The following is a 15,613-nucleotide window of genomic DNA, read 5'->3' as shown; positions in this document are numbered from 1 at the left end:
CGCTCAGCCGACCGGGCCCGGCCGCGGCTCGATCCGGCCGGTCGCGCCGACCGCGAGCGAGATGCCGTGCCGGACGCCGGAATTCGGGTCGGCGACGTCGAGCAGGTAGAACCAGTCCATCTGCGCCTGCCCGGCGTCCACGTGCAGCACGCCGTACCCGTGCGAGGCCAGTTCCAGGTGGCGCAGGTGCCGGTTCACCTCGCGCACCGCGTTCTCCGCGGCGACGATGCCGCCGCGGGCCGCGGCCCCGGCGATATCGCCCGGGCTCTGCGAGGTCACCGACGGCACGACGAACTCCGCGCCCGCCACCGGCCCGGCCGGGTAGGCCGCCGCGTCCAGCGGGAGGTCGGCGGCCCAGGAGCTGTGGATGTCGCCGGTGAGGAAGAGCACCCCGCCCACCCCGCCGTCCCGCACCGCGCGGAACAGCCGGTTCCGGTCGGCGGTGTAGCCGTCCCACTGGTCGGCGTTCAACGGGATACCGCCCGCCGGGATCCCGATCGTCCGGGCCAGCCCCTCGGTCACCGCGGGCTCGAGCGGCGGGAAGAGCACCGGCGCGATCATCACCGGGTTGCCGACCAGCTTCCACCGGACCGGCGCGGACTCCAGCCCGCCGATCAGCCAGTCCAGCTGCTCCCGGCCGGTGATGCTGCGCTCGGGTGCGTCGACGTCGCGCCAGCCCGCGCCGGGGCGCACCTGCCGGTCGCGGTAGCTGCGCAGGTCCAGCATCGAGAGCTCGGCCAGCGTGCCGAAGCGCAGCCGCCGGTAGAGCCTGCCGTCGGCGGTGTCGCGGACCGGCATCCACTCCCGGTACGCCTGCCGCGCCGCCGCGCGCCTGGCCGCCCAGTCGCCCTCGGTGGCCGGGTCGTGGTTCTGCGCGCCGCCGGACCAGGCGTCGTTGGCGGTCTCGTGGTCGTCCCAGGTGGTGATGAAGGGCACCGAGCCGTGCAGCAGGGCCAGGTCGGGGTCGGTCTTGTACTGGCCGTGCCGGATCCGATAGTCGGCGAGCGTGGTGATCTCGTGCTCCGGGTCGTGCGCGCGCACCGCGCCGCCGCGGCCGCCGAACTCGCCGCGCTCGTACTCGTACAGGTAGTCGCCGAGGTGCAGCACGGCGTCCAGGTCGCCGCGGGCCGCCAGGTGCCGGTAGGCGCCGAAGTACCCGGCCTCCCAGTTCGAGCAGGAGACCACGCCGAAGCGGAGCCGCTCGGGGGTGTCGGCGGCGGCGGGGGCGGTCCTGGTGCGGCCGGTCGGCGACGTGGCGCCGAGCGCGGTGAAGCGGTAGCGGTAGCCGGTGCCGGGGGCCAGGCCGGATGCGTCGATCTTCACGGTGTGGTCGGAAGCCGCTGTCGCCGTCGTGGTTCCTGTGGCGACGATGCTGCCGAAGGAGTCGTCGCGCGCGACCTCCCAGCGGACGGTGACGTCCGGGCCGCGGTTCGAGCCAGGGGTCGCCTCCGGGGCGGGGGTCACCCGGGTCCAGAGGATTACGCCGGTCGGCAGCGGGTCGCCGGAGGCGACGCCGTGCGCGAAGACCGGGGTCTGCGCGGCGGCGCGCGCGGTCCCCGCGAACACGGCCGCCGCCGCGACCGCACCGCCCTTCATCACGGTCCGGCGGCCGACCGGCGGCCCCTCGATCGGTGCTCCCACGGTTCGCCATCCTCGACGGTCGGGCATCGAAACGCCAGCGCCGGGATCGCGGGGCGGCGCACCCGCGGATCTGCTACCTTCCGAGTGTTCGCCGGGGCGGGTCGTCGCGCGCCGGCCCCTGTCGCGGGAGTCCGTCATGTCGTTCCTGAACAAGCTGCTGAACAGCGGGCACACCGTCACCCGGCTGATGGACCTGGCGGACAAGGCCCCGCAGTGGCGGTCCCAGCTCGTGTCGAAGAAGAACGAGTTCACCAGCGGCGCCTTCCGGGACGCGGTGATGGGGATGTGCGCGCTGGTCGCCGCCGCCGACGGCACCGTCACCGCCGAGGAGCGGGCGCAGGTCGCCGGGCTCATCACCGGGGACGCGGTGCTCGACAACTTCCCGGCCGAGCAACTGCGCACCCTGTTCGACGGCAACTGCGACCGGCTGGTCCAGGACCCCGCCTTCGGCCGGGCGCACGTGCTGCAGCAGATCACCAAGGTGGCGGGCAAGCCGGAGCAGGCGCGCGCGGTGGTGCAGATCGGCATCATGATCGCGAACGCCGACGGCACGCTCTCCCCCGCCGAGGTGCACGCGGTGCGCGACGCCTGCGCCGCGCTCGGCATCCCGCCCCTGCTCGAGCTGCCCCGCTAGGACCCGATCCGGACTCTCCGCAAACCGCGGGCACACGCGTGGCGAATCTCCGGTATGGCACGCTCGGAGCGGTCCGCGCCCGGTGCCGTGCGCCCCGACGATCGACGGAGGAATCCATGAACGCCCGCCGAACCGCCCGCTTCCGCCGCCGCGCCGCGGGCACCGCCGTTGCCGCGGCGCTCGCCCTCGGCCTCGCCGCCGCCCCCGCGCACGCCGATCCGGCACCGACGGTGGTGCTGGTGCACGGCGCCTTCGCCGACTCGTCCGGCTGGTCCGACGTGGCCGACCGGCTCACCGCCGACGGCATCGCGGTGCGCACCTTCGACACCCCGCTGCGCGGCATCGCCAACGACGCCGCCCGCCTCACCGAGTTCCTCGCCGGGATCGACGGCCCGATCGTGCTGGTCGGCCACTCCTACGGCGGCGCCGTCATCACCAATACGCACGACCCGGACGTCACCGCCAATGTCTTCGTCGCCGCCTACGCGCCGCAGCGGAACCAGCTGCTCGCCGAGCTGGTGAACCCGATCGCGCACCCGGGCAGCCTGCTGCTCCCGCCCGCGCTGCTGGTGAAGCCGGTCGCCGACCCGGCGGGGCCCGCCGGGGTGAACCTGGACGCCTTCGTCACCGAGCCGTTCTTCCGCGAGGTCTTCGCCCAGGACGTCACGCCAGCCAAGGCCGCGGAGATGTACCGCAACCAGCGCACCCTCGCCGCCACCGCAAACCTGGAGCGCACCGGCGACCCGTCCTGGGCCGACACCCCGAGCTGGTACCTGGTCTCCGGCGCGGACCGGGTGATCCCGCCCGCCCTGCAGCGCGAGACCGCGCAGCAGGTCGCGCCCGGCCGGACCCGCGAAATCGCCGCCTCGCACGCCTCCTACGTCTCGCAGCCGGACGCCGTCGCCGGCATCGTCCGGGAGGCCGTGCTCGCGGCGGGCTGACTCCGGGCGAGCCGCAAGCCACCTTGTGGTACCACTCGGACTCACACCTCGGTGCACGCTGGTAGCGTGGACGGCCGCGCCGTGCGGCGCGACGAGAGGATGACGAGTTCGTGGAAGCCGTTTCGGCGCCGTGGTCCGAGCCGGGGCTGCCCCGGCGCCGGATCGAGGGGCTGCCGGTCCCGTGGATCACCCCGGTCTGGTGGGGCGCCGCCGACTGGAAGTGCGTCGACACCGACCGCCTCCGGCGCTGCCAGGCCGAGTGGCTCTGCCAGGTCTGCGGCGACCCGCTGCCGGAGCGCGCCTGGGTGGTCGTCGAGGCGGGCGACTGGGTGCTCGGCGACGCGGCCCTGCACCAGACCTGCCTGCGCATCGCCCGCCGCTGGTGCCCGCACCTGGACGGCCTCGGCTGCCCGCTGGTCCAGGTCGACCGCACCGGCATCCTGGCCGGGGGCAGGCGGCTGAGCGAGATCGCCGACTACGGCGACGAGGAACTCCGCTGGACCCTCGACCCGCACCGCGTGCGCTAGCCCCGGCCTGTCGGCCGTTCGCACGATAGGGCGAAACCCTTCCCGGAACTACCGTGGATCCGGCCGCGACGCGGCAGCACCGCACGCGGGACGAGGGAGACGTTGTGGCTGGCCCGGGCCTCGCGAAGCAACGAGTCGCGGCGATATCGGCCATCGGGCCGAGCGGCACCGAGCTGGGCTCCGGCTACCTGATCGGCCCGCGGACCGTGCTGACCGCGGGCCACGTCGTCCCCGCCGACGCGGAGCGCGTCGAACTCGGCTTCGCCGGTGACGACCGGGTCCGGCAGGCGGAGGTGGTCTGGTCCCGGACCGGCAGCGTGGACGCGGCGGTGCTCACGCTCACCGACCCCGACCTGCCCGCGTGGCTGCACGACGCCGAACCGGTTCGATTCGGCCGGTTCGTCACCGGCGACGGTGTCGTCGCCGCTGACGCACAGGGCTTTCCCCGGGCGCGGGAACGGGGCGGGCGGCGCGGGCTGGAGCCGGTGACCGGGAACATCCCGTGCGGGGCGGCGGATGACGGCCGGTCTCACCTCGTGATCACCGGAGCACCGCCGGTATCGGGTGCGGGCGCGTGGCGCGGGATGTCGGGAGCGGCGGTCTGGGCAGCCGGACTGCTGGTCGGCGTGGTCACCGCGGACTCGACGGAGTGGGACGGCGGACGGCTCCGCTACCAGCCGATCGATGTGCTCGCCGCCGACCCCGGGTTCACCCGCGCCGCGACGAGCGGCGAGCTCGTGGTGGACGCGGTCGAGCTGGTCGAGCTCGCCCCCTCCCCCGCACCGGCTCGCCCCGGCTCACCCGCGCAGCTGCTCCGGGCCGAGTCGCGGATCATCGACTTCCACGGCAGGCACGCCGAACTCGCACGGCTGCAGCGCTGGTGTGAAGGTGCCGGGTCGAGCGTGATGCTGATGCACGCGCAGGGCGGCCAGGGCAAGACTAGGCTGGCGCTGGAACTCCTGACGCGGCAGCGCGCGCTGGGCTGGAGCTGCGGGGTCGCGCGGGCGGATTTCGACCGGATGGCGGCGGCGCTCGCGTGCGCGGACGTCGAGCGCGCGCTGCGCCGCTCCAGCGCTCCGGTGCTGATCATGATCGACTACGCCGAGGCGTGGCGCAGCGCCGGTGAGCGGTCGGAGGATCCGGTCCGCACCCTGCTCCGGCTCATCGGCAGCCGGGCCGACGCCACCGCGGGGCCGATCCGAATCCTGCTCGTCGCCCGCTCGCCCGGCACGTGGTGGGCCGAGCTGCGCGGCAAGTTCACCGGATCGGCCTTCGACGAGCTCACGCTGGGACGTCTCGCCGTCGCCCTCGACCTCCGGCTGCGCCTGTATCGGGAGGCGCTGAACGCGCTGGCCGCGCGGCTCACCGACGTCCCCGACTACCGGGAAACCGAGTGGTCACGCCGGATCGAGCGGATCGCGACGCCCGAAGAACTGTGGCGGCCGCGGTTCGGGCACGCACTCACGCTGTACGAACAGGCACTGGCCGATCTGCTCCAGTCCGGTCCGCGGCCGGTGCGCCGCTCCGGCTCGACCGAGGACATCCTGCTCGGGCACGAGTCCACCTACTGGCGGCGGACCGCCGAGGCATACGGCCTCGACCCCGACCCCGGGCCGCTTCGCGAATCGGTCGCCGCGGTCACCCTTTTCGGTGCGAGCACCGAGCGGCAGGCGGCGAACCTGGTCGATTCCCTTCCCGCCGTCCGGCAGCGGGAACCGCACTACCGCGCCCGGGTGGTCCGCTGGCTCGCCGACCTCTACCCGGACCCCTACTCCGCGTGGGGCCCGCTCGAGCCCGACCGCCTCGGCGAGTACCTGATCGCGACGGTCTGGGGCGCCGACGACGAGCTCGTCGAGCTCGTCCAGGGGCACCTGCTGCCGGACGACACGCACCGGGACGCCGCCGCCCGGCTGAGCGACGGTCAGATCTACCGGATGCTCATCGTGCTCGACCGCGCCGCGCGGCACCGCGACCACCTGCGCGGAATCCAGCGCACGGTCTTCTTCCTGCGCGCGGCCGGGCGCACCCTGCCGCGGCGGCAGGTGCACGAGCGGCACGAATACCTTCGGCTCGACGCCCAGAAGGCCAGGGTGCCCGCGCGATACACCGATCGGATCGCCGCGCGCTTCCCCGCGGGGGCCGGGTGGCGCTCCCGCTGGGCCTGGTGGAACGCGCAGCGCAAGGCCGCGCGGATCTTCGCCGTGCACGGCGAGGTGTATCTGGCCCTTGTCGAGATCGACGGCCGTACGGTCATTCTCGCGGTGGGCGCGGTCCTGTGCTCGATCCACGACCCCGATACCGGCCAGGCCCTGGAACTCTGCTCGAACCACGACACGAGTGCGACGACCATCCTGACCGCGGCACACGGCAAGTTCGGCAATGAGTTCTTCATCGTGCTCGGCATGAGCGACGGCATGATTCAGGTTTGTCACCACGACGAGTCGGGCTGGGGAAACGGCTTCATCGGCGAGCCTCTTGCCCCAACCGACCTCTACCGACGCACGACCTCCCTGGTGGTACATCGATTTCGAGGGCGACCGGTTGCCGTCGGTGCGCAGAGCAACGGCTCCCTGACGATGTGGGATCTGACAACCGGGGAAACGCTCGCGACCCGCCCCGACTCCATCACCGGGCCGCACGGAGACGCCACGGACATGGCGGTGATCGACCGGCCGACCGGGCCGATCCTGGTGACCACCCACGACAATATCCACGGCATCCGCGTTTTCGACCTGCTGCGCCTCGAGCGCATCGCCGCGTTCGAACGCGCTGCGTGCGCGATCGCGCCGCTGCCGCCGACGGAGGATTCCGGCTCGCCGGAGTGGCGGGTGATGACCGGCCGATCCGACGGCAGTCTGGAGATCATCGACCTCGGGACCGGGGCCGTGATCGCCCGCATGGCGGGGCATTCCAGGGCGGTGACCGGCATCCGGGTCGAACTCGGCGGCGAGTTCCCGATGGTCGTCACCACCAGCGAGGACCGCACCGTGATCAGTTGGGACCTGCGCACCGGCGACCCGCTGGGAACGGCCTACGTCGGGCACACGGACAAGATCAGCGCGCTGACCACCGGGCGGCTCGGCGACGATCTGGTGGCCGTCACCGGCAGCGCCGACTTCACGATCCGGGTCTGGAATCTCGCCGACGCCAACCTTCCGGAGGCGGCGCTGACCGGGCACACGGAGACGATCACCGGGGTCGCGCTCGCGCGGGACAGCGGCCGGAATATCGCCGTCACCGCGGGGGTGGACCGCACTGTCCGGATCTGGGATCTCGAGGCAGGCGGCCGGGCGGGCGCGGAGGGGCTTCCCGACCTCTACCGCACCCAGCTGTACGAGACCGTGACCGCCGTCGCCGCCGCCGTGCACGACGACGAGGTGTACATCGTCACCGGCGGCATGGACGGCGGGCTGTTCGCACTGGCACCGGTCGCCCGGCAGGAGACCTGCTCGCTCGAGCACCAGGTCACCGCGATGGACTGCCGACGGGTGGGCGATCGAATACTGGCCGCCGCAGCCGCCGCCCCCGGCAGGCTGCGCTGCTGGGATGCGCGGACCGGCGCCGCGCTTGGGCCCGCGGCGGGCTGCGGCGATCCCGTCCACACCATACGGCTGGTCATGGTGAACGGTCGGCCGATGGCGGTCGTCGCCACCGCCGAGGTCTGCACCACGATCGATCCGGCCACCGGGTCGATCGACAGCAGTTGTCACGGGGAGCCGTTCGAGCACGAACACCTGATCGGGCTCGAGTTGCTCGACGACCGGCCGACCGTGCTCGTCGCGGAACCGGGAGCCCAACCGGGCCACTGCGTGGTTCGCGCCATCGACCTGCGGACACGCGAGCAGGTCGGAGTGCGCCTCGAATTCCCGGAACGTGTCCGGGCGGCCCGGTTGTACCCCTCCGGAGTGCCGGGTTCCGGCGACGGGCACCTGGTCCTCGCCTGCGGTGACGACTACCAGCTCTGGGTGCGATCGCTGGCAGCGGATGATCATTCGCCACCGGTCGGGGTGAGCGGCAAGGGCGGCCCGGGAACCGCGCACCAGCCACCGGCGGCGCTGACCCGCTTGGCCGGATCGACGGCGATCCTGATCGGTGGTGACGACGGCGAACTCGAGCTGGTGGACGGCAGGACCGGTATCCCGGTCATCGATACCGAGCCGGTCAATCCGACCGGGGTCACGGTTGCCGGGCTGCGTGGCAGGCCCGCGGTGGTCGTCGCCTCCGGGCGGCGGAAGCTCGCGTTCCGTGACCTCGGGAAGGGTGAGCGGATCGAGGCGGCCGTCGCCGCTCCGCCCGGGATCGCGAAGCTGCGCACGATCGAGGTCGCCGGAGCCCAGGTCGTGCTCGGCGCGAGCATGCTCGGACAGCGGGCGTGGCAAGCACACGCCATGACGCCCGTGCCGCTCGACGACGGGCTGCACTACGGCTCGGCCAACTCGGCGACCGTATCGATCGGCGACGACACCATCGTCATCACCGCACGGGACGACGAACTCCGCACCGCGTCGGTGCTGCACGGGGCGCCGTACCGCCCCGGCATCACCGGTCTCGGCGCCGGGGGCGTGGGGAAGCGAGTCCTGGTCGCCGCACACGTCTTCCGCGGCCGCCCGATCGTTTTCACGGCGGGAATGCTGCAGGACACGCTCCGGATGTGGGACCTGTGGACGGGTGCGCCCACCGGGCCCACCCTCGAGGAGGAGGTCATCCATCTGCTGATGACCGGAGCGGTCGACGGCACCGACGTGCTGTACGTCGCGAACGTCGTGGGGCTGGTCAGCGAATGGCCGATCGATACCCTGTTCCAGGGGCCGCTGCGCCGCTTACTGCGCACCCCGCGCCCCCGCCGGATGGCCGACTGCGGCGGCCAGTTGGGGGCCGCGCTCATCCATCCCGAGCTTGGCCTGGTCGTCGCCACCGGCTCCGCGGTCCGCCTCCGGCCCTTCGACGCGGACGATCCGCTGCCGATCCACCTGGACGCCCCGGTGACCGGACTGGCACTCGGGGACCAGGGCTCCATCGTGGTCAACACCGAGCAGGGAATCGTCCTGCTCGATCTCGATGTCAGTCCGGGTCGGCATTCGGCGGGATGAGATCCACCAGCAGCAGCTCACTGACCGGCACGGGGCCGACCTCCCACAGCCGGTCGGCGTAGGCGTCGACGGCGCTCGCGCGCGCGGTGAGTTCCTCCGCCTCGTCGCCAGCGGCGCCGATCAGCGTCGCCAGCAGCCGGCGCGCGTCGGCGGTGGCGGCGCGGGCGGCCACCAGGTGCTCGTCGCTCCGGAGGCGCGCCCGTTCACCGGCTTGATGATCGGTTTGCACCGCGACGGAGAGCAGCGCCGTCGCCCTGCGCTGCTCGTTCCATGCCTCGATCGTGGCGCGGTCGACCGCCGCGAGCGCACGCCCCATCGGGTCGGTGCGCAGGGTTCCGAGATCGGCTCCCGCGTCGAAGAGTCCGAGCGTCAACGTGGCCGGATCCCGGTCGCGCGCGGGAATCCAGGCGACGACCGATCGGCCCGCGGCCACCGCGGGGGCGACCGCGACCACCGTGCCGGTGCGCAACTCCGCGCTGTAGCCGAGGAGTTCCCGTGCCTCCCGGCAGAGCGGGTCGACCCCGTCGGCCAGCGGCGCCTCCAGCAGGAGGGAATCCGAATCGGCGTGGTATTCGAGCCGCAGCTCGGCGGTGTTCCGGCCCGCCCAGGCGAGGATGCGGGGCGGGAGCACGGTCAGATCCAGCGGTTCCCGATCCCGGGAGAGCCGTGCCGCGTCGTCACCGACGAGGATGTCGGGCCGGGTGCGGGCGGCCGCGTCGACCCAGGCGGCGAGCGTGGCGAGCAACTCCGCGTCGCCGACGGCGGCGGTCGCGGCGACCTGCTCGGCCAGGTCCGCGAGTTCGGCACCGATCCCGGCAGTCCCGGCGGCGGCGAAGGCGGTGCGCACGAGCTGCCCGGCGCTGTCGCCGAGCTCGCCGCGCACGCACCGTTCACCGAGCTCGCGGAGCGCGTAGTCCGCATGCCCGAACAGCCGCCGGGCCTCGGCTGTCCCGCCCACCCCGTGCGCGGCCACGGCTCGGTCGAGCAGCAGGGCGCCGCGGTGCAGGGGACGCACCGTCCAGCGGGCGGTGGCGGCGACGACGGCGCGATGGGGCCATGCGCCGGTGAGGCCGGGCGCGGTGAACGCGTACACCCCGGCCCCGCGCCCGCGCAGCTCGGTGACGAACGGCGCGAATTCCGGAGACCCGAGCGCCGAAGCCAGCGGTTCGGCGCTGGTGCCGCCGTCGATGCTCCAGCCGAGCGGATCGCTCGGACGGGCCGGGTCGACCTGCACGAGAATGCCGGGCGCGACCGCGAATTCGACCGGCGGCACCGCGGCGGCCCGCGCCGAGAACCAGCTCACCGCGCCGGATTCTTCGATCGACAGGAATCCCGGGTCGGCCATCACCGCTCCCCCCGTTCGATATCGTCCACCGAGTAGCCCAGCTCACGCAGGACGCGATCCGTCTCTTCGCGACGGCGGGTGAACGCGTCGCTGTTCGCGATATCCGGGACATCGCCCGCCTGCGCCGCGCTCGACAGCGCGAGGAACAGCAGCGCGTCGACCAGCCCGGCGGCGGCCGCTGGGGTGGCGCTCGCCGCGCCCTCCGGGCGCTTCGCCCCGGGCGCACGGTCCTTCCGCCACTCCTCGGCGACCCGGGTGCGGAGCCTGGCGTAGCCGTCCGGATCCGCGGGCTCGTCGAGCACGGTACAGGCGAACTCCTTCTCCCAGCAGTCGATCGTCGTCCCGGGACGATGCGCGGGGTACTCCGCCAGCAGCTTCCGCGCGCGGGCCAGCACCCCGGAATCCTCGACGCGGCGGTACGCGACGTCGTCGCGCGGTGCCGGGAGTTCGGTGACCTCGAGTGGCGTCTCCTGCTCGCGAATGCGCTGCTCGGCCCGGAAGCTGTCGATTCGCGCGGACCGGAGTTTCGTGAAGAGAAGGGTCGCGTCGGTCAGCGGGCGGCCCTGCTGCACCCGGCGCAGCAACGCTGGTCGGGTCCGCAAGAATGCCTCCGACAGGTGCGGATTCGTGTGCAGCCGATCGGCGCGCACCTGCTCCACGATCAGGTCGTCCGCCCGAGCCACGTCGGCCGCCGAGGTATCCGCCGCCATCGGCGGGAGGGGGCCGTACCGAGCGAGCTCGGCGATCCGCTCGGTGAACGCCGCGAACAGCTCGGGATCGTCCAGGAAGGATCTCGAGCGGGCGCGCAGGACCGTCGCGTAGCAGCGCATGGCGGCGGCGTGGTGGGGCGGCTCGTTGGCGACGGGGTCGGCCACGAAGGCTTCGGCGGACCGCTCGGTGTCCACGACCCCGCCGAACCCGTCCGGGGTGGGGTCGCCCGCCATGATCGCCCGCACCGCGGGCGGCACGGTCAGTTCGTAACCCCGCACGGCGTCGTAGAATTCGTTCGGGATGTCGCGCGGCCGGTACTGCGCCGCGGCGACGGCGAACCTCGCGGTGAACCGCGCCAAGGTGTCGACGAACGCGGCGTACAGCCGCGACACGGCGAGCCAGGCCTGCGGATCGTCCAGACAGATATTCTTACCCGCCAACTGCGCCGCCGGTGCTCCGTACGCACCGGCGACCCAGGGCTTCGAACTGCCGAGGACCCCCGACCAGCCCTTCATCTCGTCGATGAACTCGCTCTTCCGTGGCGGCGCCTGCGCCCGAGCCACCCAGGCGACGATCAGGGCGCGGCGCGACGTGGTGGCGTCCGGCCCCGTCACCCACCACAGCGGTGCCACCCAGGTCGGTTCCGGGTAGCGCGGGTCTGTCATCGATCACCCTCCGCATCACGACCGGGGCGCTGGATCGCCGCCCGTCCTGCATCCTCTTACATCGGCGCCGCCCTGCCAGTCGGCCGTCCGACCGACACGGTCCGGAATCGAGCGGCCCGGTCGACGGTGCAGCGTGCTCCCGCTTCCGGGCAGGTCGCGGGGGTATTCTCGGCGCGGTCCGGACGATCGGGAGGGCAGGAATGGGTGAGCGCCGATACGCGACGGTCTCCGGCGACGACCCGGAGACCGAGTCCGCCGCGCCGACCGGGCGCTCGGTGCTGCGGCTCTCGGTGGTGGTGGCGGCGCTGGGCGTGGTGTTCGGCGATATCGGCACCAGCCCGATCTACACCCTGCAGACCGTCTTCGACCCGGCCGATCCGCACCCGGTGCCGGTGAGCACCGCCAACGTCTACGGCGTCGTCTCGCTGATCTTCTGGGCCGTCACCATCGTCGTCACCGTCACCTACGTGCTGCTCGCCATGCGGGTGAACAACGACGGCGAGGGCGGCATCATGGCGCTCATCACGCTGCTGCGCAGGCTGCCCGCGCCGGGCAGCAGGCGGGTGGCGGCGGGGCTGGCCGGGCTCGGCATCTTCGGCGCCTCGCTCTTCTTCGGCGACAGCATGATCACCCCGGCCATCTCGGTGCTCTCCGCGGTGGAGGGCATCGAGGTGGTGGAGCCGGGGCTGGCCGACGCCGTCGTCCCGATCACCGCGGTCATCATCGTCGCGCTCTTCGCGGTGCAGCGGCGCGGAACGGCGGCGGTGGGCCGTGCCTTCGGGCCGGTCATGATCGTCTGGTTCGGCACCATCGGCGCGCTCGGCATCCGCGGCATCGCGGAGCAGCCGGAGATCCTGAAGGCGCTGCTGCCCAGCTACGCGCTCGGCTTCCTGGTGCACCACTTCGGGATCGCGTTCTTCGCGCTCGCCGCCGTCGTGCTCGCGGTGACCGGCGCCGAGGCGCTCTACGCCGACATGGGGCACTTCGGCAGGCCCGCCATCGTGCGCGGCTGGCTCGGGCTGGTGTTCCCGGCCTGCGTGCTCAGCTACTTCGGGCAGGGCGCGCTGATCCTCGCCGACCCGGCGCACGTCGACAGCCCGTTCTTCCTGCTCGCGCCGGAGTGGGCCCGGTGGCCGCTGGTGCTGCTCGCCACGGCGGCCACCGTGATCGCCGCGCAGGCGGTGATCACCGGCGCCTTCTCGGTGGCCGCGCAGGCGGCGCGGCTCGGCTACCTGCCGCGGCTGCGGATCGCGCACACCTCGGCGAAGGCGATCGGGCAGATCTACGTGCCGTGGGTGAACTGGCTGCTGCTGGTCTCGGTGCTCACCCTGGTCTTCGCCTTCCGCAGCTCGTCGGCGCTGGCCTACGCCTTCGGCATGGCGGTGACCGGCACCATCACCATCACGACGCTGCTCTTCTTCTACGTCGCGCGGGCCACCTGGCGCACCCCGGTCTGGCTGCTCGTGCTCGGCGCGGCCCCGCTGCTCGCGCTCGACCTGCTCTTCGTCGCCGCCAACCTGACCAAGCTGCTGCACGGCGCCTGGCTGCCGCTGCTCATCGCGCTCACCGCCTACACCGTGATGTCCACCTGGCAGCGCGGCCGCACGCTGGTCACCGCGCGGCGGCAGCACCGGGAGGGGCCGCTGCGCGAGTTCGTCGAGCAGCTGCGCGCGGGCGAGCTGCCCACCACCACGGTGCCCGGCACCGCCGTCTTCCTGAACCGCGGCAAGCAGACCGCGCCGCTCGCGCTGCGCGCCAATGTCGAGCGCAACCACGTGCGGCACCGGCAGATCGTGATCGCCACCATGGAGACGGTGCCGGTGCCGCGGGTCCCGGACGCCGAGCGGCTCGAGGTGGACCACCTCGGCCAAGCCGACGACGGCATCGTGCACGTCGCCGTCCGCTTCGGCTACATGCAGAAACCCGACCTGCCCTCGGCCCTCGCGCGGCTCGACCCGGAGAGCACCGAGGGCCCGCTCGACCTGGCCGACGCCACCTACTTCCTCTCCACCATCGAACTCGACCTCGGCCCCGAGCCGACCATGGCCGGGTGGCGCAAACGCCTCTTCATCGCCACCTCGCACATCACCGCCGACGCCGCGGACCACTTCGGGCTGCCGCGCGAGCGCACGGTGATCATGGGCTCGCACGTCGAGGTGTGAGCCTCGGCTGTCGACGCGGGCCGCATCCCGGACCCGGAGGAAGCGGTACTCGATGTCAGAGCCCGCCCAGCCGGGTCAGCACCTCGAAGGCGGCGTCGTCGGCGCGCCAGAGCGCATCGATCTCGGCGCGCGCCGCCGGGGCGGTGGCCGGGTCCTGCAGCGCGAGGCCGTTGCCGAAGATCAGGACATTGGCGCCTGCGTCCGCGGCGCGCAGCAGGGCGCCGCTGCCGACACCCGCGCCGAGCACGCGGTCCAGCCCCTCACCGGCGAAGTAGAAGCGCCAGAGCGGGCCGAGGTCGCCGCCGTAGACCGCGCGCGTGCCGTCCACGATGAGCGAGCCGTGCCGCGCGATGGCATCCACGATCAGGAAGTGGTCACCGGCGTTCGCCGGGGTCGCGCCGGTGGCGGCGACGGCGTAGGCGAGATCCACCGCGAGGTGCGCGTTGTACCCGGCCATGGCGACCCGGGCGGCGGAGAGCTCGCACTGCCGGGTCAGCGTGAAGTAGTGCGCCCACTGCGGGTCGACCGGCCCGCCGGTGAGCTCGCCGTGCAGGTTGTCCAGGAAGCGGGAGAGCAGGTCGAGGCTGATCCGGTGCGCCCAGTCCGGGTCGGCGAAGGCGGCGGGGTCGCGCTGCAGCGGCATGACCGCCTGCTGCTCGACGGCGTCCAGCCCGAGCGTGAAGACTCCGCGCCGATCCCCGTGCCGCACCAGCGTTTCGCTGATCCGATGATGCCGCTCGACCGCCGTCTCCAGCCGCTCCAGCGGTGACCCCGCCAACGTCGCGGTGTCCGACCAGGCCACCAGCTCGGCGTGCTCACCCGCGTCGAACGCCGTGCCGCACACCGCCTCCGGCGCGGCCGCCGCGACCGGCGCGGTGAAAATCGTCGCGCAGAGCGCGGAGAGCACGAGCATCCGACCGATCATGATCCCGACGCTACCCACTCATTCGGTCTCGATCCCGCCGAGCGCCGGATCGGTGAAGGCCGTGCGCGCCCGCTCCCACTCCGGATCGCCCGGGTAGAGGGCGCTGCGCAGGAAGGAAGTGCTCAGGGTTTGGATGGCACGCACCCGGGCCGGGTCGGCGTCGGTGGTCTCGGCGGCGTCGTAGCCGGGGATGCCACCGAGCGAGTGCTCGGCGCCGCGCAGGGTGAGCAGGGCGCGGGCGCCCGGACTGAGGTGGTAGGGGTCGGTGAGCCAGTCGGGGCCGCGGGTGGTGAGCGGGCTGGAGTCGGCGTCGCCCGCGACGACCAGGGTGGGTGTTGTCAGGTGGGTGAAGTCCGGGTTCAGCCACGGAAACTTCGCCGCGGCCGCGGGATTCAGGTCGGCGCCGCCGCGGCCCGCGGTGGCGAGGAGAACGCCTGCCGAGACCCGCTCATCGGCCAGGTCCGCCCCCTCGCCGGTAACCGGGTCGAGGACGCGGAGGCCGAGGAGGATGCCCGCAGTCTGGCCGCCGAAGGAGTGCCCGGCGGCGGCGATACGGGCCGGGTCGAGCCGGCCGGCGAGGCCGGGGACGGCGGCGGCGATCGGCTCGAGATCGTCGAGGATGCGCAGCATGTTGTCGACCCGGTAGCGCCAGAGCAGCGGATCGTCCGGAATCGGGCCGAGGGTGCGCGAATCGCGGAACGTGGGTTGCAGCACCACGAAACCGGCGGCGGCCCAGTGGTCGGCGAGCGGCCCGTAGGCCCGCCCGGACGACCCGAACCCGTGCGCGAACAGGATGATCGGCAGCGCCGCGCCCTGCGCGGGCGCCGACACCCGGACCCGCAGCGCCGCCCCGCGCCCCGGCGCGGGCAGCAGCACCGGATCCACCGACACCACCGGCGTCGCCTCCACTGCAAGCATCATCGACCTCCTACGGTTACAATTCCTAGAACGACTGTACAAGAAATTCTAGGA

General features: G+C 73.1%; 10 protein-coding genes. 5 read left to right on the top strand and 5 right to left on the bottom strand.

The features are described from left to right. Positions 1–3 precede the first annotated feature (3 nt). Positions 4–1,668: an alkaline phosphatase D family protein gene (locus tag ACFUJ1_RS28950; protein WP_378650495.1), complete on the bottom strand. Its 1,665-nt coding sequence runs from the start codon at positions 1,666–1,668 to the stop codon at positions 4–6. Between the two features lie 109 nt (positions 1,669–1,777). Between ACFUJ1_RS28950 and ACFUJ1_RS28945 the strand changes: the two genes are divergently transcribed. From ACFUJ1_RS28945 to ACFUJ1_RS28930, 4 genes are all read left to right on the top strand, one after another. Continuing rightward, positions 1,778–2,275 carry a tellurite resistance TerB family protein gene (locus ACFUJ1_RS28945; protein WP_378650494.1) on the top strand — a complete coding sequence of 166 codons (498 nt, stop codon included), beginning with the start codon at positions 1,778–1,780 and terminating at the stop codon, positions 2,273–2,275. A gap of 116 nt (positions 2,276–2,391) precedes the next feature. Then, positions 2,392–3,216, top strand: a complete 825-nt coding sequence (locus ACFUJ1_RS28940; protein ID WP_378650493.1) for an alpha/beta fold hydrolase — start codon at positions 2,392–2,394, stop codon at positions 3,214–3,216. A 110-nt stretch (positions 3,217–3,326) separates the two neighbouring features. Continuing rightward, complete coding sequence (locus ACFUJ1_RS28935; protein WP_378650492.1) at positions 3,327–3,743, top strand: hypothetical protein; 417 nt, start codon at positions 3,327–3,329, stop codon at positions 3,741–3,743. Positions 3,744–3,847: 104 nt separating this feature from the next. After that, entirely contained in the window at positions 3,848–8,833 is a 4,986-nt protein-coding gene (locus ACFUJ1_RS28930; protein WP_378650491.1) for a hypothetical protein, read from the top strand. Here the strand turns inward: ACFUJ1_RS28930 and ACFUJ1_RS28925 are convergent. Together ACFUJ1_RS28925 and ACFUJ1_RS28920 are read right to left on the bottom strand one after the other, a co-directional pair. Beyond that, positions 8,805–10,178, bottom strand: a complete 1,374-nt coding sequence (locus tag ACFUJ1_RS28925) for a hypothetical protein (RefSeq protein ID WP_378650490.1) — start codon at positions 10,176–10,178, stop codon at positions 8,805–8,807. The two genes, ACFUJ1_RS28930 and ACFUJ1_RS28925, sit on opposite strands and share 29 nt — an antisense overlap. Beyond that, positions 10,178–11,554, bottom strand: coding sequence for a hypothetical protein (locus ACFUJ1_RS28920; protein ID WP_378650489.1), 1,377 nt, complete (start codon positions 11,552–11,554; stop codon positions 10,178–10,180). The genes ACFUJ1_RS28925 and ACFUJ1_RS28920 overlap by 1 nt, the downstream gene beginning before the upstream one ends. Before the next feature lie 200 nt (positions 11,555–11,754). Between ACFUJ1_RS28920 and ACFUJ1_RS28915 the strand changes: the two genes are divergently transcribed. Next, the gene (locus ACFUJ1_RS28915) at positions 11,755–13,716 is read left to right on the top strand and encodes a potassium transporter Kup (RefSeq protein ID WP_378650488.1); all 1,962 of its coding nucleotides are present in this window, start codon (positions 11,755–11,757) and stop codon (positions 13,714–13,716) included. A 55-nt stretch (positions 13,717–13,771) separates the two neighbouring features. Here ACFUJ1_RS28915 and ACFUJ1_RS28910 read toward each other — a convergent pair whose 3' ends face one another. Both ACFUJ1_RS28910 and ACFUJ1_RS28905 read right to left on the bottom strand, forming a co-directional pair. Continuing rightward, on the bottom strand, positions 13,772–14,641 hold the full coding sequence (locus ACFUJ1_RS28910; protein ID WP_378650487.1) for a DUF5995 family protein: 870 nt from the start codon (positions 14,639–14,641) through the stop codon (positions 13,772–13,774). Between the two features lie 18 nt (positions 14,642–14,659). Next, complete coding sequence (locus tag ACFUJ1_RS28905) at positions 14,660–15,562, bottom strand: alpha/beta hydrolase family protein (RefSeq protein ID WP_378650486.1); 903 nt, start codon at positions 15,560–15,562, stop codon at positions 14,660–14,662. Positions 15,563–15,613: the final 51 nt, after the last annotated feature.

The sequence above is a fragment of the Nocardia sp. NPDC057227 genome (assembly GCF_042669725.1).
GTDB classification, from domain to species: Bacteria; Actinomycetota; Actinomycetes; order Mycobacteriales; family Mycobacteriaceae; genus Nocardia; species Nocardia asteroides_A.
Note: the sequence above shows the minus strand (reverse complement) of the source record. Positions and strands in the feature narration are given on the sequence as shown.